Consider the following 21,055-nt stretch of genomic DNA (forward strand, 5'->3'; position numbering starts at 1 on the left):
CGTCAAGCGGGTCAAGTGGGATGGCCGAAATGGGCGCCGGAAGTCCTGGTTACGCGCTTGGCGAACCGAGGCGTGGCGGGGCTCTGGTCACATCAGTACGAAGCGGCCGACCTGGCTCACCGTGGCCTAAACGTGATCATCTCCACAGGAACGGCGTCCGGGAAGTCGCTCGCGTATCTCACCCCGGCGGTCGCCTCATGTCTCGACGGCGGCACCGTCCTCTATCTCACGCCGACCAAGGCGCTGGCCGCCGACCAGCTCCGCAGTCTCCGCGACCTGCACATCACCCAGGTGCGCGCGGCCTGCTTCGACGGCGACACGCCGTTCGAGGAACGTACGTGGGTGCGCAAGCACGCCAACTACGTCCTGACCAATCCCGACATGCTGCACCGGAGCATCCTGCCCCGGCATGCGCAGTGGTCGTCGTTCTTCCGGCGGCTGCGGCTCGTGGTCGTCGACGAGTGCCACGGCTACAGGGGCGTGTTCGGCTCCCACGTCGCGCAGATCCTGCGCCGCCTGCGCCGCATCGCGGCCCGCTACGGCAGCCGCCCGGCGTTCCTGCTCGCCTCGGCCACGGCCAGCGAGCCGGGAACGTTCGCCAAGCGGCTCACGGGGCTCGACATGGCCGAGGTGACCGAGGACGGCTCGCCCAAGGGCGCGACCACCATCGCGCTGTGGGAGCCGCCGCTGACGGAGCTGCGCGGCGAGGGCGGCGCCCCCGTCCGCCGCACCGCCACGGCCGAGGCCGCGGACCTGCTGGCGGACCTGGTCCTCGCCGACGTCCGCACCCTCGCCTTCGTCCGTTCGCGACGCGGCGCCGAAACGGTCGCCCTCACGGCCCGCGCCAAACTCGCCGACGTAGCCTTCTCCCTCTCCGCCACCCACCCCCACCTCGCCACCAGCTCCGGCACCCCTAACACCGCCGCCCACGCCGGACCTGAGCCCACCCCCACCAACGACCCTGCCCCCAACCTCGACCCCACCCCCGCCCTCGACGCCACCCCCGCTCCCACCCCCGACCGGGGCCACGCCCCCTCCCCTGGCTTCAGCGCAACCCCCGGCCATAGCGCCACCTCTACTCCCGACCCCGACCCCGATCAGGGCCACGACACCAGCCGTGAGTTCAACGCCGGGTCCGACGAGCGGCCAGGGCCCGGCGCCGACGCCCACGAGGGCCAGCACGCGGACCAAGCTCCGGACGGATACCGGGACCAGCGCACGGATCAGGCCCGGGACCAGGACGGAAACCAGGGCCGGGACGGGCACCAGGACGGATCCCCGGACCCGGATCCGGACCGGGTGGCGGCGCCTTCGGACACGTTGTCCTGGGCGCTTCCCGAGACCACTGACTGGGCCGCTCTTCCCGAGAAGGTCGCCGCGTACCGGGCGGGCTATCTGGCCGAGGACCGCCGGCTCCTGGAGAAGGCCCTGCGCTCCGGGACCCTCATGGGCCTGGCCACCACGAACGCCCTGGAGCTGGGCGTGGACGTGTCCGGCCTGGACGCCGTGCTGATCGCCGGGTGGCCGGGGACCCGCGCTTCCCTGTGGCAGCAGGCGGGCCGGGCCGGGCGCGACGGCAGGGACGCGCTCGCCGTGCTCATCGCGCGCGACGACCCCCTCGACACCTACCTCGTCCACCACCCCCAAGCCCTGTTCGGCCAGCCCGTCGAGGCGATCGTGCTGGACCCCGGCAACCCGTACGTCCTCGGCCCTCACCTGTGCGCGGCCGCCGCCGAGATCCCGCTCACGGACGACGACCTGCCGCTGTTCGGCGACACCACGGCGGACGTCCTCGACACCCTGGTCTCCGACGGGCTGCTGCGCCGGCGGCCCGCCGGATGGTTCTGGACCAAGCGCGAGCGCGCCACCGACCTGGCCGACATCCGGGGCGGCGGCGGTGCGCCGATCCACGTGGTGGAGTCGTCGACCGGTCGCCTGCTGGGCAGCGTGGACGAGCCGTCCTCGCACACCACCGTCCACACCGGCGCCATCTATCTCCACCAGGGCGAGACGTACCTGGTGGAGCTCCTCGACCTGGAAGCCGGCGTGGCGCTGGTCTCGCGCTCCGAATCTGACTACTCCACGTTCGCCCGCGACATTACGGACATCTCCATCCTCGCCACGCTGCGCTCCCAGCCGCTCGGGCCCGGCACCCTTCACTTCGGCGACGTGGAGGTGACCCGGCAGGTCGTCTCCTATCTCAAGCGCCGCCTCCAATCCGGCGAGATGCTCGGCGACGAGCCCCTCGACCTGCCGCCGCGCACCCTGCGCACCCGCGCGGTCTGGTGGACGCTTCCCGCCTCCGTGGTGACCACCCTGGCCCAGGACGGCTTCGACCTGGGGGGCGCCGCCCACGCCGCCGAACACGCCGCCATCGGCCTCCTCCCCCTCTTCGCCACCTGCGACCGCTGGGACATCGGCGGCGTCTCCACCGAACTGCACGCCGACACCGGCCTGCTCACGGTGTTCGTGTACGACGGCCACGAGGGCGGCGCCGGTTTCGCCGAACGCGGTTTCGCCCGCGCCACCGATTGGCTCACCGCCACCCGTGAAGCCATCGCCTCCTGCGAATGCGAACGCGGCTGCCCGTCGTGCATCCAATCCCCCAAGTGCGGCAACGGCAACGACCCCTTGGACAAACGCGGCGCCCTCCGCCTCCTCGGCACCCTCCTCAGTTCCTGACTCGGAGCACGTATTGCGGGCGAGGCGCGTAGCGGCTTAATCGTCCCTTGAACGATAAGCTCCGCGGCCTCCCGTCATCGTGTGACTATGAGTTACCAAGAGCCCGCTCGGTCACGCTCCAGCGGGCCGTGCTGGGGAGCAGTGAATAGGTTGCATGAAGCGCTGGATATAACAACATCTGAACCTGACGACTTTGCGATCTTCTATAAATTCGAGGGGTTTTGGGGCGCAGAAATATCAAAATCGCTAGGCCGAAACACACAGGTTCTGGCAGCGCCGGATAAGGCTGTAAGGACGCGGGGGCACATAGGCGACGGATTCATGGGGCGGGGCCTGCTCTGGCTCTGCCGGTTAGGGTGCGGGGGCCGAGGGCGGGGAGCGTGATCTGGAGTGAGGTCCAGACGTCCGCCACCTGGCCGGTGATCGTGCAGTTCGCCAGGTGGACGCCGTTCTGGGAGGCCACCGTCTCTGCGTGGGTGCAGGCGGATTCGGGGTCGATCAGGGCGAGTTTGGCTGCCGCCAGGGCGCTCAGGTCGGCGGCGGCGTTGACGCGGTGGCGGGCGACGCGCGCGGCGCCCACTATGGCGAAGGCGGTGGCCACGGCCATCAGGAGGGCCATGAGGGCCACGCCCCAGAGCGTGGCCGAGCCTCGGTCGGCGCGTTGGGCGGGCATGTCGTCCTTCCTCTCTGCTGGACGATGGGGCGAGGGTCAGGGTTCTGTGGCGGCTGTGGCTGATGCCGTTACGGGGACCGCCGGGAGGGCGGGGCCCCACGGGGGGCGTACTTCCACCGAGATCTTCACGGAGGTCTGGTCTGCGTTGCGCGTTATGTCTACGAGGGCTGAGGGGCGGACGGCTGAGTGGACGAGGGCGCGTACCTGGTCGAGTGGCTCGCCTCGGGCGGCGGCCCTGGCTGCCGTACGGGCGGCGTCGACGCACTCCAGGTGGACGGTGACCGCGTGGATGGCCCACAGCGCGGCGGCCAGGACGATCATGAGGGCCGGCAGCATCGCGGCGGTCTCGGCGGTGACCGAGCCGCGCGATGCCGACCGGCTCCCACGGTTGGAGGCGGACCTGGTCATCCGTTGGTGTTGAGCGCCTGGTCTATGAGCTTGGAGAGCATTTCTTGCACTTCGGGACTGCTGACCACCTTGAACAGCAGAGCGGCGAACGCGCAGGCGGCGATCGTGCCGACGGCGTACTCGGCTGTGGACATGCCTCGGTCTCGCAGAGGGCCGGTGCAGCGGGACCAGCGGCTCGCCCACCATCCGGAGTTGCTGTGGTCAGTGGTGATAGGGGCGGTCTCTGAGGTCTCGTCGGGAGTGGGGACGCGCATTTTGCCTCCAGGTGCTCGGTGCCGGAGTGAGGTGGGACCGGCGTTGCCGGGTGCAAGCGTCGCTCAGGAGGGGTCTGCGATTGCGGGCCGAATGGCGTTCTGGGGATTGCGGGAGGTTCGGCTGTCCCGGGCTGTGGATATCGCGCGTCCGGCGTGTAACGGGACCGACAGAGAGCTCCAGCGGGACGGTTAGGGCGATTTGGGCGGTCCGTAGTTCGTTGGCCAGGGCGTGGAGATACGCGGGAAGTTAAGCTCAATAGGGGGCCCGGCCTTGGCGACGGAAGGAAGCGCCCGATGTCAGATGACTCGCACCTTTCGGTCAGGGCTTCTGATGCCGAGCGTGATTCGGTTATCGACCTGTTGAGCGAGCAGGCCGCGCAGGGTCGTTTGACGCTGGCGGAGCTGGAAGAACGCATCGAGCACGCCCACTCCGCCAGGACCATGGGCGAACTCCAGACGCTCACCCGCGATCTGCCGACCGGCACCGACCAGCCGCTGGCGCGCAGGAAGGCGACGCGGTGGCTCGTATCCGTGATGGGCAGCTTCGCCAAGGTGGGCCGATGGCGAGCGGGGCGCCGCGTCACGGCACTGTCCCTGATGGGCAGCGGCGACATCGACCTGCGCGGCGCGGAGATCGAAGGCGGGGAGGTCACGTTGACCGCCATCGCCGTCATGGGAGGCTTCGACATCTACGTGCCCGACAGCATCGACCTGGAGGTCACCGGGTTCTCGCTGATGGGCGGGCACGACCAGCGGGGCAGCCGCCAGCCGCCGCGCACGGGTGCGCCGCTCGTACGGGTGCGCGTCTACGCCCTCATGGGTGGTACGGACATCTGGCGCGTTCCGGCCGAGATGGAAGCGGCGTCGTTGAAGCGGTTGAGAAAGGCCGCCAAGGCGCTGGAGAAGTGATTCCACCCATCCCGGGGTCGGGAACCTCCGGCCAACAGGTCGGAAATGTACGCCGACCGTGGCGGGGCTGCCCATTGCACGCCTGGCTCATGCCCGCTGCCACGGCTTCGGACCGCCCCATCGCCGGGTGGCGCAAGAGCGACGGACTGTGGGGATGCCGGTTGCTGTCGTGGGCTGGGTGGTCAGGGGAGGACGATGCTGGTCGCGAGGCCGGCCACCACGGGGATGATGCCCAGCAGGACGAAGGCCGGTAGGAAGCAGAGGCCCAGGGGCGCCACTGCCTTGACGCCGACCCTGCGGGCCGCGGCCACCGAGGCCGCTCGGGATGATTCGCGGGCGTCGTCGGCGAGGCGGGTCAGTACGTCGGCCACCGGGGCGCCGCTCTGGGCGGCTCGGCTCATCGCCCTGGAGAGTTGCGCAGTGGCCGGGTCGCGGGCGAGGAAGGCCCAGGTGGGTTCGGGGTCGGCGCCGAGGCGCAGTTGAACGCTCACCCAGGTCAGGCGGTCTCCCAGTGGGCCGCCTATCGCGGTGGCGGCGATCTCCGTGGCGGCGCTGACCGGCTGACCCGCGAGCAGGCACGACGCCATGAGGTCGGCCGCGAACGGCAGGTCGATGGCTATGCGGTGGCGGTCTCGTTGGAGTTCTGGGGGTTCCTTTCGGTGGAGTACGGCGGCGGCCACCGGGGTGACGAGCGCTGCCGTCAGGATGCCTGGGATGCCGCCGACGAGCAGGGCTGTGAGGAGTCCCAGGCAGGCTGCGGAGGTGAGGGTGCGGCCGGTGAGGGGGCGTTTGGGGAGGGTGGGGGTCAGCCAGGAAGGGGTTGGGGACTCGTCCGGGGGTGGGTGGGCTTGGTAGGGGTTGGCGGGTTTGGGGAGGAGGGCGGCCAGGCGTTGGGTGGTGGTCATTGGTGCGGTCCACAGCCAGGCGGCTGAGGCGGCGCAGCAGGCGGCGAGGAGCTCCAGCATCTACGTCCTCACTGTGTCGGGCTCAGGAGTCGGCTGCTCGGGTGGCCATGCGGTGGGTCCACCACAGGCCGCAGGCGTCCAGGGCGATGCCGGCTGCCAGGCAAAGGAGGCCGGGGATGCCGCCGAGCAGGAAATCGAGGGGATGCATGCCCAGGGCCACGCCCATGAGGAGGCCCAGGGCGGGGAGGACGGCCAGCATTCTGGCCGTGGCGCGGGGGCCGGCGAGTTGGGCCGCTACGTCCTGGCGGTGGGTTTGAGCGGTGCGCAGGGTGGCGGCGACGCGTTCGACGAGGGCGGTCAGGCCGGCGCCCACGGTGATGCTGACGTCCCAGCAGGCGGCCAGGCGGCGCAGGCCCTCGCCGCCCTGGGCGGGGGCTGCTGACAACAGGGCCGCCGATACGTCGCCGCCGTCTCTCGCGGCGGCGAGGACCGGGCGGAAGGGCTCGGGGTCGGGGAGGTCGACTGCGGTGATGGCTCGGGTCAGGGCCTCACCGGGGGTACGGCCGGCCGACAGTTCGGCGGAGAGGGCATGGCAGAGCTCTATGGAGGCGCGCCGCCAGGCGTCGGCGCGGCGGGTTTGGCTGGTGCGGCGCAGGAGTTGGCTGAGCGGTGGTCGCCCGGGGTCCGTTTGTGGGGAGGTGAGCCTGGTCAGGCGGAGGGTGGCGACGTCGGGGCCGGTCCACAGCCAGACGGCCGTGGCTATCAGGGACGCCGCCACCAGAGTGGCCGTCATTGTGGTCTCCCGAGCGGGGCTTTGGCGGGTTCATGGGCGGGTTCATAGGCGGGGACGGATGCCCTGGCGGCCATGGGTGCGCTTGCGGCGACTGGTTCGCTTGCGGCGATGAGCGGCGCGGTGTTGCAGCCAGGGGTGCCGTCCTCGGACGTGGGCGCACCGGCGGTAGACGGGGAGGGGACGGTGGGCGTTTCGATCATGGGCGCGCTGCTTGCGGGGGTTGCCTTGGAGGGCGGTATGCCGGTCATCCCTGCGCCGGTTCTGGGGCCGGTGCCTGTTGGGAGGCCGTTTCTGGTTCTGGTTGGAGGGTGGGGGGTCATGTGGGTGGTGGGGTGGTCAGGGCGGGGTAGCCGGGGCCTGGGTGGGGGCGGCCGTCGGGGGTGAAGGTCACTGCGGGGATGGCTTCGACCAGGCCGTTCGGGGACCTGGACAGCAGGCAGATTTCCGAGACGCGGCGTTTGCCGTCGCCTCGGCCGCGGGTGAGGTGGATGACGACGTCGAGGGCTGCCGCCAGTTGGCTGTGCACGGCCTCTCTGGTAAGGCCCGCTGCGCAGCCGAGCGCTTCGAGGCGGGGTGGGACGTCGGCCGCTCTGTTGGCATGGAGGGTGCCGCAGCCGCCCTCGTGGCCGGTGTTGAGGGCGGCCAGCAGGTCGACGACTTCGGCACCCCGTACCTCTCCTACAACCAAGCGGTCGGGGCGCATGCGGAGGGCCTGGCGGACGAGGTCGCGCAGGCCGACGCCGCCGGCGCCTTCGAGGTTGGCCGGTCTGGATTCGAGGCGCAGCACGTGCGGGTGAAGGGGGCGGAGCTCGGCCGAGTCCTCGACGAGCAGGAGGCGTTCGCCGGGGTCGGCCAGGGAGAGGAGGGCGGACAGGAGGGTGGTCTTGCCGGTGCCGGTGCCGCCCGTGACGAGGAAGGCGCGTCTGGTCGACACCAGGGTGGTGAACAGGGGGACGGCCTCGGGGGTGATCGTGCCGGCCGACACCAGGTCGTCGAGGGTGAAGGTGCGGCGGGGCGGCAGGCGTAGGGAAATGCTGGTGCCGCCGGAGGCGATCGGCGGGAGGACGGCGTGCAGGCGTACGCCGCCGGTCAGGCGGGCGTCGACGTACGGTGAGGCGTCGTCCAGGCGTCGGCCTGCTGCGGCGGCGAGGCGCTGGGCGAGCCTGCGGACGGCGCCGTCGTCGGTGAACGTGACCGGGGTGAGGCGCAGGCCTTTGCCGTCGTCGACCCAGACCTCGCGGGGGCCGTTGACCAGGACGTCCGTCACGTCGGGCTCGGTCAGGAGGGGCTCCAGTGGGCCTGCGCCGATGAGGTCGGCGCACAGGGCGCGGGCGACGGCGAGGATTTCGGCGTCGCCGTAGACGGACTTCTCGGCGCGCAGGGCGACGGCCACCTGGGCGGCGGTTGGTTCCACGCCGGCGCGGGCGAGGCGGACCCGTACGGCCTCGACGAGGTCGGGAGAGACGGCGCGGGGTATGTCGCTGGTCACCGCGCGGGGCAGATCGCGGGGCAGCGCGGGGGGCTTTTCGGGGGTCATGCGGCGTCCTCGTTCCTGGGGGTGGGGAGCAGGTCGTGGAGGAGGGCTGTGCAGAGGGTGCCCAGGGCGGTGCGGGGGCCGAGTTTGGGGAGTTCGCCGCGGTTGAGGGTGGTGGTCAGGCGGGGCTGGTCGGGCAGGCGGCCGGCCAAGGGGATGCCGAGGGAGGCGGTGGCCGTGGCGTCGTCGACCACGCCGGGGCGGATGACGGCGCGGATGTCGGCCGTGTGGCGGCGGGTCTGGCCGAGCACCTGGGCGGCGGCCAGGACGCCGCGTACGTCGGCGGGGGTCAGCAGGAGGGTGCGGTCGGATCTGCCGAGGGCTTCCACGGCGGACGGGTCGAGGTGGCGCGGGAGGTCGACGACCACGAGGTCGAAGCCGCGGCGGCCGGCTTCGAGGACCGAGCGCATGGCTTCGGCCGGGATGGGGCGGATCTCGCCCCGGTGGAACGAGAGCACGGCCAGGTCCCCGAAGGCGGGCAGCGCGGCGCGCAGGGCGCGGGGGCTGATGCGGCCCTGCCGGGCGACGAGGTCGGCCCAGCGGGCTCCCGGGGTCTCCTCCTGGCCGAGGACGGCGTCGAGGCCGCCGCCCAGCGGGTCGGCATCGACGAGCAGGGTGCGCAGGTGGTCGTGGGAGGCGCGCAGGGCCAGGCAGGCGGCCAGGACGCTGGTGCCCGCGCCGCCCCGGCCGCCGATCAGCGACACGACGGCGCCGGCGCGAGGCTCGGGCTCCATCGCGTCGGCGAACCGGTCGACCAGGTGGCGCTCGTCGGCGGGGAGGGCGACGACGGCCTGGGCTCCGGCGGCTACGCAGCGCCGCCAGGTGTCGGGGTCGTCCGGGTCGCGGGTGACGAGGAGGACCTGGTCGCGGGCCGGGGGTGAGGCCGCGGCCACGGCTTCGGCGAGGTCGGCGCCGATGACCACGAGCGGGGCCTGGCTCCAGAACGGGCGGGCGTGGGACGGGACGTGGGCGACGTCGAGCTGGGCGCCGGCTGCGGCGGCTATGCGGACCAGGTCGTCGAGCAGGTCGCGGTCTTCGGAGATGACCAGTGGGCGGGGCATCGGGCCTCCCTGTCGGTTCGGGGAGGACCCACCTTGCGCCCGGCGGGGGTGGCCGCGCGGAGGCGAACGCGGTTCTGGGGAGAACAGAGGCTTTCCCACAATCAGGGGGTTGACCTGGGGTTTTGCGGCTACGCCGCCCCGTGTTCGGCCGGTTGGCCCGTGGCTGGCCCGTCGTTTCCGTTTGCGCAGGTCAGGACACCACCGGTGATCGTTTCGGCGGAGAGGGCAGCTTCTATACGGGCGTTCGCCGCGTCTTCCCCACCCCTGATCCAATGCGCGTACGTGGTCAACAGAGTCCGGATCGAGTGACCCAGCCGCCGCGCGATCTCGGCCGTGTCCACACCCGCCGCAATCAGCATGCTGGCGTTGGCGTGGCGTAGGTCGTAGGGCCGCCGGGCCATCGTGGAGGCGTGCTCAGCAGGGCTGAGAGCGGCTTTGCGGGCACGCCGCCAGACCGCCCGGTATACCTCAGCGCGTACCTTGCCCCGGTCGGGGCCGTCGTAGAACAGCCGCCCATCGGGGGCCGGGGGGAAGGTCAGCAGGTGCAGGCGCAGGATCGTGACCAGTTCCGGGGGGACCGGGACGACACGGACGCTCTTGCTACTGCGGTGCTTGAGCCCGCGCGTGTCGTGGCGCTCGCCGTCGTCGGTCCACAGTTCGCCGACGTCGGGACAGGCCCCTTCCAGGGTGATGCTGCCCCAGCCGCCGCCCATCGGCAGGTTGCACTGTGCGGCCTTCAGCTCCAACCCTTCCGACGGCCGGACCCCGGCGAAGAACATCAGGCAGAACAGCGCGAACAGGTGCGGTCCCCGGTCCCGGTGCATGCCGTAGCCGCGCAGTTCCCGCACCGCCCACAGCAGCCGCCGCGCCTGTTCCAGGGTCGGCACGGTCACGGGCGAGACCGCGTCATCGAGGTGACGCCGCCGGGTCTTGATCGCGGGAAGCGGGTTGATGCTGATCAGCTTGGAGGTCACGGCCCGGTCCAGGCACTTGTACAGGATCGCGCGGCGAGTGCGTGCGGTGGTGGCCGCCGCCTGCTTGCCGTTCTGGAGTTTCTTGATCGCGGCCAGCAGGGCGCGCAGGTTCTCGTCGTCGGCCAGGTCCGCCACCGGCCGCGTGTGCTCGCCCAGCCAGCCCAGCGCGGCGGCGATGTCGGCGGGCACAGGTTCGGAGGCGATCCGGCCGGGCCGGTAGGCCCATTGCTTGAGCGCCTTGCGTAAGGTCGCGTCGCAGGGGCGGGTACGCCGGGCTTTGATCGAGTCGTCCAGCATGCACATGGTGATCGCGGCCAGCGATTCGGAGAGCCGTTTGCGGCTACCGGCCGCCGCGCCGTCCCATTCGGCCGCCGCCACATCGCAGGAGTGATCGAACCAGGTGCGTTGCTGACGGGTCCAGGACAGGGGTTGCCCGGTGCGCAGGTCCCACTCTTCACCGACCGTCTTGGCCGCTTGGGTGAGTTCGGATTGAAAGGTCTGGGCTAGCGCTTTGGTGAGGAAGGACAGAGAATAGGTATCCGTGTTGATTCTCCACCGTAATTCCCACGGCTTCCGCCGCCCCTCACGCTTGCGAATCTTCCAGAATTGGATGTCGATGGCCGACATGCTAGCCGCCTCCTGTTTCCGTTTTTTGACTCTCTAACCATTTTATCCAGTCGTCGCGCTTTATCCGTCTTTCTCCATTAGGGATTCGATATGTTTCCGGGCCGCGCCCGGTGGCCAGCCACCGGTAGAACGTCGAGCGAGGAACCCGCAGGATACGGCGGGCATCCGCCAGCGTCAGGAAATCATCGTGGCTCATCTAATTCACCCTTTCCTCAGTACACCTACGGGCCAGCCACGGGCCAACCCAGCCTGTCCCGCCCTCCCAGCAGGAGCGTTTATCCGATCAGCAATCGTCTATTCTTTTCCTGTCAATTCACCGCGCCCATTCACTCTAATGTCGGGAATTGTTTAGCGCGATTTCCAACGTCATGCGCATTGCCATCTGATAGGAACGCTTTCCCGCTTGCCGACTCCAAGATCATCACGGCGCGCTCGGGCCGGGCCCACCCACCCACCCACAGCCGTGGTTGCCCACCGGCGAGGAGGCATGGGCTCAACCCACACGCAACAGCCAACCCCTCTTATGGAGCCTTCGGCGCGTTTTCCCAGGTCGCAGCCTCGCCGAAAGTGCCGGCGGTCAGCCCGCGATCTTCACGTGGTCAGCCCCAGCCGTTGCGCCTGCCGGGCCTGACGATGCTCGCGGCCCAGCACTTCGGCCCACACCCGGTCGCCCAGGGTCCGATAGCCGATTCCCGCGATCCGCCACTCACCCACCAGCACCATCCCCGCGCCCTGATCACCGGCCGCCGCCTGCCGCGCCCACGGGTCCCGATCACGCCCGCCCTGGGCCAGCCGCCACGCCCGCCGCGCCTGCCGCAACGCCGTGAACGTCGTGGAGTAGCGGCGGCTCTTGGAGGTGACATGCCCGCGAAAGCCGAGCGTGTGAACGTGCCGCCCCAGCCGCAGCGTCCGGCAGGTGGCCAGCCGCGCCAACCGGCGCACCGTCTGTGTCAGCGCCGCCACATGCGCCGGAACCGATCCCCCCTGCCCCACTTCCGCCCCGTCGTCAGCACGAGGACGTGACGCCGGAAGACCACTCACGCTGTCGGACACGGTCTTAGTCGCGTACTTGGCCAGATAGCCCGCCACCCGCGCCCCGTCCACCCGGCTCGCCCGCACCGGCCGCACATCCAGTTGCGCCCCCCACCGCGCCACCGCCAGCGTGCGCCCATCCACCACCGGAAGCGGCACACTCACCCGCCCGGCCGCCTGCCGCAGCGCCGCCGTCAACAGCTCCACCCCCGCCCACGCCGGAGCAGGCACCACCGCCTCAGGATCATCGGCACTCACCCCGTCCAAGCGGGCCAGCACATGCAAATGCACCACACCCCGCTTCTGGAACTCAGCCACCTTCACATACGACACCCGCAGCAGCCCACGCACCGCCCGCACCGTCAGCACCCGCCCGCCCACCGCAGGAGCCAGCGCCGCCAGCGCCCGATACACATAGATCACCGTGCGCCGCCACAACTCCCCGACATGCGCATTCCACAACACCATCCCGGCCAGGTCCGCGCAGTCCTCACACAACGGAGCCCCGACCACGCCATCACCGGCCGCGTGACGGGCCGGGCACGACAGCGGCCTGCCATGCTCACACACCCGCTCACGCCTGCCACCACGGGCCGCACGAGCCGCCCTGTCCGCCCGGCACACCCCGCCATCACGGGCCGCGTGCACCCGGCCGAAACTCGGCGCGGTGAACGTCGCCAGCACCAGCGGACTACCCGCCGCCCGATCATCACCGCCCCCGCCACCGACCCCGTCCCCCTCCTGCCCTTCCTCCTGCCCTTCCTCCTGCCCTTCCTCCTGCCCTTCCTCCTGCCCTTCCTCCTGCCCTTCCTCCTGCCCTTCCTCCTGGTCGTCGCCGTCATCGCGGGGGCCAGCAGGCACAGCGCGGGCCACGCCAGCGGCGAACACATGCCAGGCATCCGAGCGATACCGCGCCGCGCACGGCGGGCACACACTCTCGCGCCGATCCTTACAAGCCACCAGCAGCACCCCGCCCGGCTCATCCCGGCTCGAAAACGCGCCCTCCACCTCACCCGTGACCGCGTTGACCGTCATCGCCGCCCCCGACAACCGCACCGGCCGAACGCAATGCCCCGCCCGCTCCACCTGCGCCGACCACCGCCGATACCCGTCCTCATCGGCAACCCGTTCGATCATCTGCGCCAGCACCGGCCCGCCGTACATCCGGCCACCTCCCCGCATCGTGGGCATGCCCCTCACACCCACCATGACAAGCCGTACTCGAACACGTATTCGAATAGTTCAAAGGCATGCCGGTGCGGCATACCGCGTGCATCGCCGCGTATGCCGTGATAGGGAGAGCGACCGGCCGCGATAGTGACGTTGCGTAGTTGATCCGTCGCTGTCGATAATGGCGTCGGCGGGCCACATGCTGTGAGGGGGGAGCCCGCCAGACTGCCCGGCCCACGCCCAGCGGCCAACGGTCCGGGACGGGCAGTCACCCCCGGCCCGCCCCTGGCCCCGCGCTGTGTGATGAGTTTCCCTACTAGATCAAGCACGCCCGGCACGCCGGGCGCCCCTCCCGCGGGAACGATCTTGCGCAGGGGTGGCAGCACCCCGGGAGACAGGCCCGCACCAGGAACCCGCCCAGGAGACCGGGGGCAGCGTGACGCGCCGGCTGGCGGACATCGGGACTGCGCGCGGCGCTGACGCGCCGTGCTCGCCCTCGCCACCCGCAGGCGCGCCCCACGCCCCCGGCCCCCGAACCGCACCAGACCCGCCGCCCCCGGCACGCCCGAAGCCCCCGGCCAGAACCCACCGGCAAGGCGTCACGGGGGACACGCCCATCCCAGCAGGCCGCACCAGGCGGGAGACCGCCAGACCGAGGACGGTGGGTCGGTCCGGATCGATCCCGCCCCTCTGGCCGGGGGCAGCCAGCACCCGGCCCAGCGGCGGCAGGCACGCTAGGCCGGGGCGACTCACACGGCGGTCACTACACGCCGAAGCTCACCTCATGGCCACCTCTGGGCGGCGCGGTGCCTGCCTCCACAGCCGCCTGACGGGCCAGCCACAGGGTCAACGCCTCCACATCCCACGCCAACAGCACGTTGACCAGCCCGCTTCCTACTCCCTCTATATCCAGCCAGCGACGCCGCCACGCAGCCGCACCCCACACCAGCTCCGTGGTGATCTCCCACTGGGGATAGGCGGCCCGCAGTTCAGCAAGCCGCCGCACCTGCCCGTCATCCATGACCGTCCTCCGTGCCCGCCTCTACCTGACCGCCCGCCTGTGCCGGATCGGCAAGCCGGAACTTCACCCGCCGCACCGGCCCCCGCGCATAGTCGCCCGCGAACGCCTTACGCTGCGTCGTCACGACCTTGACCGCCACCCCCGCCGCGACCAGCAACCGCAACTGCCGCCGGAAGTGCTCCCGCGTGTTGACGTGGCGGAAGGCCGCCGCCACCTCATCGACCGTCGCCCCGTCCGGGAAGCTCGCCAGACACGCCGCGATCTCCTCCCGCCTGCTCTTGCCCGCCCTGCTCACCACGCCCTCCCTTCCTGCCGATCCCGGCCGCTGTCCGGGTACATCGACCGGTGGCGCTCCCGGCACAGGTCCGAGACCCGCCGCGCCGCCGTCTCCACCGACGAAGCCGGGCAGGAGGTGTAGCGCCACCACCCCGGCTTCGTGGGAGCATCCAGCGACCACCGAAACCGCCACCCCTGCCCGCTCCACTCGCACCACACGTTCAGGCCCACCGCCGCGATCCCCACCAGCGCGATCCCCTCGCACTCCGAGATCCGCGACGCGACCCCACGCCGCGCCAGATGACCGGCCAGCTCCCACGCCAGCCGCCCCGCAGGGCTCATCTCCTCCACCACCGGACGCCCCATCACGACCGCCCCCCAGCAGCCAGAGCGGCCCACACCACGCGGTGACCTGACTCGTTCGTGTAGGTGCCCCACGACTGCGAGAACGCTGCCACCAGCCCCAGCCCACGCCCCGACTCCCGCAACAGTGCTGACTCCGCGCCCAGAGCTGCGATCTTCGCGGGGAAGCTGTCGTCGGTACCGGCAATGCCCGGGTCCGTCACCTCAAGCAGGACGAACCCGTCACCACGGCTGACACTCACCACCAGCCATTCGCGCCCGCTCCCCCGCGACGGGTGCACCACGCCGTTTGCCACCAGCTCACTGACGATCTGGAGCGCATCCGGGAGAACGTGGTCGTCACCTCCCAGCCACGTGGTAATGAGTTGCCGCCCGCGCTGCGGAGCCTTCGCGCTCCGGTACAGCCGAGCGGCGGCGATCACCGATACAACCGCAGGCGGTTCGATCCCGTTCCTTCTGTTCGTGGTCGCTGGCACTGCCGCTACCTCCACTGATGTCCCGCCACCCACCCGGCCACGTCGCCGGATAGGCCACCGCAGACAATTCAAGATCTCGTCTGTCATTTCGCCCTCAGTTACGTGGGCGAAATGTCGGGATTGACTCCCGGGGCTTCTCTTACCCTTGCTTCGTTGACCCAAGATTGCCTGCTCAACAGCAGGTTTTGCAGCCGAGAGAGGAGGACAGTCTTTTGACGGAAAGCCTCAGTCGCAGTAATCGTCTGTGGGTATTCTGTAAGCACGAGTCACCAGCTCACCCAATCCCCCCGGGAGGGAGCTATGGCCACCGACCTTGATCAGCACATGTCGTTACCCCAGCGCTACGGCCGCGAACTGGCGCGATGCCGGAAAGACGCGGGACTGTCACAGCGACGACTCGCCGGGCACCTCGGTTGCTCACCGTCGCTTGTAGGCCACATCGAAAAAGGTAGTCGCACGCCTCAACTCGACTTCGCGGAAGCGTGCGACCGATTCTTCGCACTCCCGGACGCGGAGTATTTCGTTCGACTCTGCCGCCGAATCCACCAGTCGCCCTACGGCCCAGGATGGTTCCTCCGATGGCTGGAGGAGATCGAGCCCAATGCGGTGACCCTCCGGACGTGGGACCCGCTACTCGTTCCCGGCCTACTCCAGACAGCGGCTTACGCCCGGGCTGTCTTCCTGGGGCACTTCTCGACCCCGGAAGCCGAGGTTGACCAGCAGGTCGCCGCCCGCCTAGAGCGCCAGCAGATCCTCAGCCGCGACAACCCCCCAGAACTGCACGTACTCATGGATGAGTGGGTACTCAACCGACCCATCGGCGGCCAGGCGACCATGCACGAGCAGCTACGGCACCTCGCCGCCGTTGCCCGTCGCCGACGAGTCACCGTGCAGATCGTTCCCTACGACACCACGTGCACCGACGGCCTATCGTCATCGTTCGTCATCGCAGAACTGACCGATGACCCCACGGTGGTGTCAGTGGACTCAGCAGGCGAAGGCGAGGTTTCCGCAGACCATAAAGTCGTTGCACTGATCTTGGAGCGGTATGACAAACTACGAACAGAGGCTTACCGCGCAGGTGAGTCGCTTGAGCGGATCGAGGAAGCAGCAGAGCGATGGAAGCCAGAGACCTGACCCCAACTGACCTTTCCGGGGCAGAGTGGAAGAAGAGTTCCCGCAGCGGCAACAACGGCGGGAACTGTGTCGAGGTCGCTACCAACCTCCCCGGAGTGATCGCCGTTCGCGACAGCAAGGACCGCAGCGGTCCCGTACTGACCTTCACCCCGAGCGAGTGGAGTGCCTTTATCGGCGGAGTCAAGGATGGCGAGTTCGACAGGACGGCCTGACTGACTCCAGCAGCACACCACGCGCGTCAACACTGCCAGGGGTATTACCGTTTCTCCCTCCTGACTGCAAGCGTCCACCCACTTCGATGGGAGGGCGCTCGCGGCATGTTTGGGGGTGCATGACAAAGGCAACGGGCACTTTGGGAACCCCCACGGGCGGGACGCCGCACTGCGTGCCGTTGGCCCGCTGGGCTCGTCGTAGACGCTGGAGAGACAAGGGCAGGAAGGACCCCGCCTCCGGCGGGGGCTCAGACTCCGGGATGGCGATGATCATGCCAGTGCGGGCCGTGAACGGGTTGCGCTGGAGACCGCCTTCCCCGTCTGTCGTCACCCGCACCAACCCGAGCGTGTCCGGGGGCGGGGGTCAAGATCGTTCTTCCATAGGGAGCTGCATCTTGACCCCCGCCCCCGGACACGCTTACAAACAGGTGGGCGACGACAGACGGGAAGGCTACGGAGGCGGCCCGTCCGAGTCGGGAAACCCCAGCTCACCACCCCGAAAGCTTGGCCCGTGTATGGCCCGCGAACAGTCAGCACCGGCGAGCACCCGTGAGACTCAGTGAGACACCACACCCTCACCACCCCCGCCTTTCCGCAGGTCAGACACACGTCAACCCCCTGACCAGGGCCACAACGATCTCCCCGGAGTATCCACAGGTAGTCTGTGTTCTTCTGGGGATAACGGGCGACGATGGTGCACAGCCTGGGGATAACCAGCAGCCGGGGGTAGCCGGGGGCTCCGGGTAGCCGGGGGCCGGGGGCTGGCTGGCTGGCTGGCCGAGAACGACCGGTGGGCCGGGCGCGACAGGCAAGCCGGGCGCGGCGGACGGGCCGGGCGGGCCGGGCGTGAGAGCGCGCCGGCCGGGCGGGGATGGGGAGGAAAAGAGGCGACCCCCGCCGGGGGGGAGAGCGGGGGTCGCCGTACCGGTCCGGCTCCGGGGGGGTAGAGCCGGGCCCGTTTCAGAAGAAAGCTTTCATCACTTGACCAGAGCATGGCAAGGCATTGGAAACCAATCCCGTGCACAGCCGAGCACGTTTCTGGTGATACCACCGTATGCTGCCCGATGGACTCGAGTTTCGTCGAGGAGCAATCTCGCATTTTCGCCAAGTTTTTTCGCCACGACATAACGATCACATAAAGGAGATCACTCAGAGTGATCGTCACGGCTTGGTAACCGGACGGTCGAGGCGGGATGACCGGCGAGGGCGCCCCGGGCGCCTCAGGTCCGGGTAAAGGTCTTGGACCGAGGGCTTCCCATCAGGGCGGATCCGACGTACAAAGGTGTCACGGACCACTTGTCCGGGTGCATCAGCCGGGCACCCACGCGCGACCAGCCGCGGGAGGCGTGTCGAGACGGGCTTGACCCGATCCGACGAATTCAGGTGCACGCTTGGTAACCCGGCGTGATGCACGGCAGACGGCGTCTCATGACTGGGACGCCGTCAGCTATGTCAGCCTCGCTGCATGGCCTCGCAGACGGCGGTCGTCTCGCGTACGCCCAGGGTGACCGCGGAGGCACACTGCCGTATCCACTGCGACACCCCCTCCTGCGTCCCGGTCAGGTAGGCGCGCAGGGCCTCGGCGTACGGCTGGTCCAAGTGTCCCACCTCGACGGCGACCAGGGATTTCGGGTCGAGCCCGTACTCCACGAGCGTGAGTCGTTCGGCGGCGCGGGCGACGACGCCGTCGGCCGACCCGAACGGGCGCAGGACCGCGAGCTCGGCGTGCACGACGGCGGCGAGCACCAGCGCGGGGGCCTTGGTGGGGCCCGCGAGCAGGTCGAAGAGGCTGTCCATCCGGACGACGGCAGCGGCGGCGCTCGGGGCGGGGCCGAGGCCGAGGGGGTCGGGGGCGTCGTCGCCGGCGCGCGGGCGGCCGAGGTCGTCGGAGGTGAGGCCTGCGGCGGCGACGGTGTGCAGCCGGGCCAGGACCTGCCGGGGGGCGGTGCGCCAGGTGGAGCCGAGGCGGCCGAGCTCGGCGGAGGCGCGCAGCGCGCCCTGGACGACGGGGTCGTGCACCTCGTCCTTGCGCAGGGCGTCGAGCGGCACGTCCACGCCTTCGAGTGCGGCGGAGGCGCGGGCGCCGCGCAGCGACGACTCGGCGGAGACCGCCGGGCTGGCCCGCCGCAGGACGCGGTGGCGGTAGAGCCGGTCGACGGCCTGGCGGGCGGCGTCGACGGCTTCGGGCACGCCGGGGAACCCCGCGATGACGGCCAATGGGTCACTCACGGAACCCGACACTACCCGTGGCCGCCGGGCGTCGTTCTAAGAGGGGGACCCATAAACCCTGGGCCGTGTCCCGTTCCATAATTTACGGATTTCGAGATGACAACGTTTCAGTTGCTATTGTCACGCGCGAAGATAAAAATCCATCCGACGGTACGGACCTGTCTAGACCTCTTGTGGTAGGTGGGCGTGAGCTGGTGAAGTGGGACACGACCTAACCAATCTGGCCATAGAAGGAGCACGAGGTGGCCCCGGAAACCCCTGGCAACGAGCCCCAGGCGCTGTCCAACCTGCTGCAGGAGAACCGCCGGTTCGCACCACCGGCCGACCTGGCAGCGGCCGCTAACGTGACCGCCGCCGCCTATGCCGAGGCGGCGGCCGACCGCCTCGGGTTCTGGGAGCGTGCTGCCGAGCGGCTGACCTGGGCCAAGCGGTGGGACACCACGCTGGAGTGGGAGCCCCCGTTCGCCAAATGGTTCGTCGGCGGCGAGCTCAACGTCGCGTACAACTGCGTCGACCGTCACGTCGAGGCGGGGCGCGGCGACAAGGTCGCCTACCACTGGGAGGGCGAGCCCGAGGGCGACTCCCGCACGCTGACCTACGCCGACCTGCAGCGGGAGGTCTCCAAGGCGGCCAACGCGCTGCAGGAGCTGGGCGTGGGCAAGGGCGACCGGGTGGCCGTCTACCTGCCGATGATCCCCGAGCTGCCGATCACGATGCTGGCGTGCGCGCGCATCGGCGCGATCCACTCGGTGGTGTTCGGCGGTTTCTCCTCGGCGGCGCTGAAGAGCCGTATCCACGACGCCGACGCCAAGCTGGTGGTCACCGCCGACGGCGGCTACCGCCGGGGCGCGCCGTCGGCGCTCAAGCCGACGGTGGACGAGGCCGTGGCCGAGTGCCCGCAGGTGGAGAACGTCCTGGTGGTGCGCCGCACCGGCGAGGAGATCGCGTTCAACGAGCGCGACAAGTGGTGGCACGACGTCGTCGACCGTCAGAGCGACCAGCACACGCCGGTCCCGCACGACGCCGAGGACCCGCTGTACATCCTCTACACCAGCGGCACGACCGGCAGGCCGAAGGGCATCCTGCACACGACGGGCGGCTACCTGACGCAGACGGCGTGGACCCACGACGCCTGCTTCGACCTCAAGCCCGAGACCGACATCTACTGGTGCACGGCCGACATCGGCTGGGTGACCGGGCACTCCTACATCGTGTACGGTCCGCTCGCCAACGGCGCGACGAGCGTGATCTACGAGGGCACGCCCGACACCCCGCACCGCGGCCGGTTCTGGGAGATCATCCAGAAGTACAAGGTCACGATCCTCTACACCGCGCCGACGGCGATCCGGACGTTCATGAAGTGGGGCGACGAGATCCCCGCCAAGTTCGACATGTCCAGCCTGCGCGTGCTGGGCTCGGTGGGCGAGCCGATCAACCCCGAGGCGTACGTGTGGTACCGCGAGCACATCGGCGGCAACCGCTGTCCGGTCGTCGACACGTGGTGGCAGACGGAGACGGGCGCGATCATGATCAGCCCGCTGCCGGGCGTCACCGCGGCCAAGCCGGGCGCGGCGATGCGCCCGCTGCCGGGCATCAGCGCCGACGTGGTGGACGACCAGGGCAACAGCGTGCCCGACGGCGGTGGCGGCTTCCTGGTCGTACGTGAGCCGTGGCCGGCCATGCTCCGCACGATCTGGGGCGACGACCAGCGCTACATCGACACCTACTGGAGCCGGTTCGACGGGATGTACTTCCCCGGCGACGGCGCCAAGAAGGACGAGGACGGCGACCTGTGGCTGCTGGGCCGCGTCGACGACGTCATGCTCGTCTCGGGCCACAACATCTCCACCACCGAGGTGGAGAGCGCGCTGGTCAGCCACCCGAAGGTGGCCGAGGCCGCGGTGGTGGGCGCGACCGACCCGGTGACGGGCCAGGCCATCGTGTCGTTCGTGATCCTGCGCGGCAGCGTCGAGGAGAACGACGACATCGCCGCCGAGCTGCGCAACCACGTGGCCAGGACGCTCGGCCCGATCGCCAAGCCGCGCCAGATCCTGGTGGTGCCCGAGCTGCCGAAGACCCGCTCGGGCAAGATCATGCGCCGGCTGCTGCGTGACGTGGCGGAGAACCGGAGCATCGGCGACGTCACGACGCTCGCCGACAGCACGGTGATGAACCTCATCTCGGAGAAGCTCCCGTCCGCAAAGTCTGAGGACTAATCACCCGTACGGCCACATGTCCTGAAATTTCGGGACATGTGGCCGGGTAGGGTGGGTGTCTGGTGTGCCGGGAAGTCGGGTCGGCGTCATGGGGAGCCGTTCC

At 69.9% G+C, this 21,055-nt stretch carries 20 protein-coding genes; 5 read left to right on the forward strand and 15 right to left on the reverse strand.

All coding sequences use genetic code 11. The features are described from left to right. Positions 1-132: 132 nt before the first annotated feature. Positions 133-2,682, forward strand: coding sequence for a DEAD/DEAH box helicase (locus tag ACWDXC_RS25110; protein ID WP_449985930.1), 2,550 nt, complete (start codon positions 133-135; stop codon positions 2,680-2,682). 319 nt (positions 2,683-3,001) lie between these two features. Here ACWDXC_RS25110 and ACWDXC_RS25115 read toward each other — a convergent pair whose 3' ends face one another. The 3 genes from ACWDXC_RS25115 to ACWDXC_RS25125 are packed head-to-tail and all read right to left on the reverse strand — an operon-like array spanning position 3,002 to position 3,897. Continuing rightward, entirely contained in the window at positions 3,002-3,355 is a 354-nt protein-coding gene (locus ACWDXC_RS25115) for an Rv3654c family TadE-like protein (protein WP_219499429.1), read from the reverse strand. Between the two features lie 36 nt (positions 3,356-3,391). Next, positions 3,392-3,763: a TadE family type IV pilus minor pilin gene (locus tag ACWDXC_RS25120; protein WP_449985933.1), complete on the reverse strand. Its 372-nt coding sequence runs from the start codon at positions 3,761-3,763 to the stop codon at positions 3,392-3,394. After that, positions 3,760-3,897, reverse strand: coding sequence for a DUF4244 domain-containing protein (locus tag ACWDXC_RS25125; protein ID WP_219499474.1), 138 nt, complete (start codon positions 3,895-3,897; stop codon positions 3,760-3,762). The genes ACWDXC_RS25120 and ACWDXC_RS25125 overlap by 4 nt, the downstream gene beginning before the upstream one ends. A 414-nt stretch (positions 3,898-4,311) precedes the next feature. Here ACWDXC_RS25125 and ACWDXC_RS25130 point away from each other — a divergent pair, with 414 nt between their 5' ends. After that, positions 4,312-4,926, forward strand: a complete 615-nt coding sequence (locus ACWDXC_RS25130; protein WP_449985936.1) for a DUF1707 SHOCT-like domain-containing protein — start codon at positions 4,312-4,314, stop codon at positions 4,924-4,926. A gap of 182 nt (positions 4,927-5,108) precedes the next feature. On the opposite strand, the gene ACWDXC_RS25135 is transcribed toward ACWDXC_RS25130, so the two are convergent. The 11 genes from ACWDXC_RS25135 to ACWDXC_RS25185 form a co-directional block, all read right to left on the reverse strand. Continuing rightward, positions 5,109-5,891: a type II secretion system F family protein gene (locus ACWDXC_RS25135; protein ID WP_449985938.1), complete on the reverse strand. Its 783-nt coding sequence runs from the start codon at positions 5,889-5,891 to the stop codon at positions 5,109-5,111. Between the two features lie 22 nt (positions 5,892-5,913). Further along, on the reverse strand, positions 5,914-6,624 hold the full coding sequence (locus tag ACWDXC_RS25140) for a type II secretion system F family protein (protein WP_449985941.1): 711 nt from the start codon (positions 6,622-6,624) through the stop codon (positions 5,914-5,916). A gap of 316 nt (positions 6,625-6,940) precedes the next feature. Beyond that, the gene (locus ACWDXC_RS25145; protein WP_449985944.1) at positions 6,941-8,161 is read right to left on the reverse strand and encodes a TadA family conjugal transfer-associated ATPase; all 1,221 of its coding nucleotides are present in this window, start codon (positions 8,159-8,161) and stop codon (positions 6,941-6,943) included. Continuing rightward, positions 8,158-9,219 (reverse strand): septum site-determining protein Ssd, encoded by a 1,062-nt coding sequence (gene ssd, locus ACWDXC_RS25150; protein ID WP_449985947.1) that lies wholly within the window; start codon positions 9,217-9,219, stop codon positions 8,158-8,160. The genes ACWDXC_RS25145 and ssd overlap by 4 nt, the downstream gene beginning before the upstream one ends. Positions 9,220-9,347: 128 nt before the next feature. Next, positions 9,348-10,820, reverse strand: coding sequence for a site-specific integrase (locus ACWDXC_RS25155; protein WP_449985949.1), 1,473 nt, complete (start codon positions 10,818-10,820; stop codon positions 9,348-9,350). A 1-nt stretch (position 10,821) separates the two neighbouring features. Continuing rightward, entirely contained in the window at positions 10,822-11,016 is a 195-nt protein-coding gene (locus ACWDXC_RS25160; RefSeq protein WP_449985952.1) for a helix-turn-helix transcriptional regulator, read from the reverse strand. A 395-nt stretch (positions 11,017-11,411) separates the two neighbouring features. Then, positions 11,412-13,016: a replication initiator gene (locus ACWDXC_RS25165; protein ID WP_449985954.1), complete on the reverse strand. Its 1,605-nt coding sequence runs from the start codon at positions 13,014-13,016 to the stop codon at positions 11,412-11,414. A 769-nt stretch (positions 13,017-13,785) separates the two neighbouring features. Then, on the reverse strand, positions 13,786-14,043 hold the full coding sequence (locus ACWDXC_RS25170; protein WP_449985957.1) for a hypothetical protein: 258 nt from the start codon (positions 14,041-14,043) through the stop codon (positions 13,786-13,788). Continuing rightward, positions 14,036-14,338, reverse strand: coding sequence for a hypothetical protein (locus ACWDXC_RS25175; protein ID WP_449985960.1), 303 nt, complete (start codon positions 14,336-14,338; stop codon positions 14,036-14,038). Before ACWDXC_RS25175 ends, ACWDXC_RS25170 begins: the two co-directional genes overlap by 8 nt. After that, on the reverse strand, positions 14,335-14,688 hold the full coding sequence (locus tag ACWDXC_RS25180; RefSeq protein ID WP_449985963.1) for a hypothetical protein: 354 nt from the start codon (positions 14,686-14,688) through the stop codon (positions 14,335-14,337). The genes ACWDXC_RS25175 and ACWDXC_RS25180 overlap by 4 nt, the downstream gene beginning before the upstream one ends. Then, positions 14,685-15,245: an ATP-binding protein gene (locus ACWDXC_RS25185; protein WP_449985966.1), complete on the reverse strand. Its 561-nt coding sequence runs from the start codon at positions 15,243-15,245 to the stop codon at positions 14,685-14,687. The genes ACWDXC_RS25180 and ACWDXC_RS25185 overlap by 4 nt, the downstream gene beginning before the upstream one ends. Before the next feature lie 213 nt (positions 15,246-15,458). Here ACWDXC_RS25185 and ACWDXC_RS25190 point away from each other — a divergent pair, with 213 nt between their 5' ends. Together ACWDXC_RS25190 and ACWDXC_RS25195 are read left to right on the forward strand one after the other, a co-directional pair. Continuing rightward, positions 15,459-16,295, forward strand: coding sequence for a helix-turn-helix domain-containing protein (locus tag ACWDXC_RS25190; protein ID WP_449985968.1), 837 nt, complete (start codon positions 15,459-15,461; stop codon positions 16,293-16,295). Next, positions 16,277-16,507 (forward strand): DUF397 domain-containing protein, encoded by a 231-nt coding sequence (locus tag ACWDXC_RS25195; protein ID WP_449985971.1) that lies wholly within the window; start codon positions 16,277-16,279, stop codon positions 16,505-16,507. The genes ACWDXC_RS25190 and ACWDXC_RS25195 overlap by 19 nt, the downstream gene beginning before the upstream one ends. Positions 16,508-17,959: 1,452 nt before the next feature. Here the strand turns inward: ACWDXC_RS25195 and ACWDXC_RS25200 are convergent. Beyond that, on the reverse strand, positions 17,960-18,736 hold the full coding sequence (locus tag ACWDXC_RS25200) for an oxidoreductase (RefSeq protein WP_449985974.1): 777 nt from the start codon (positions 18,734-18,736) through the stop codon (positions 17,960-17,962). A gap of 242 nt (positions 18,737-18,978) precedes the next feature. Here ACWDXC_RS25200 and acs point away from each other — a divergent pair, with 242 nt between their 5' ends. Further along, positions 18,979-20,952 (forward strand): acetate--CoA ligase, encoded by a 1,974-nt coding sequence (gene acs / locus ACWDXC_RS25205; RefSeq protein ID WP_449985976.1) that lies wholly within the window; start codon positions 18,979-18,981, stop codon positions 20,950-20,952. Positions 20,953-21,055: the final 103 nt, after the last annotated feature.

The organism is Nonomuraea sp. NPDC003214 (assembly GCF_053590035.1).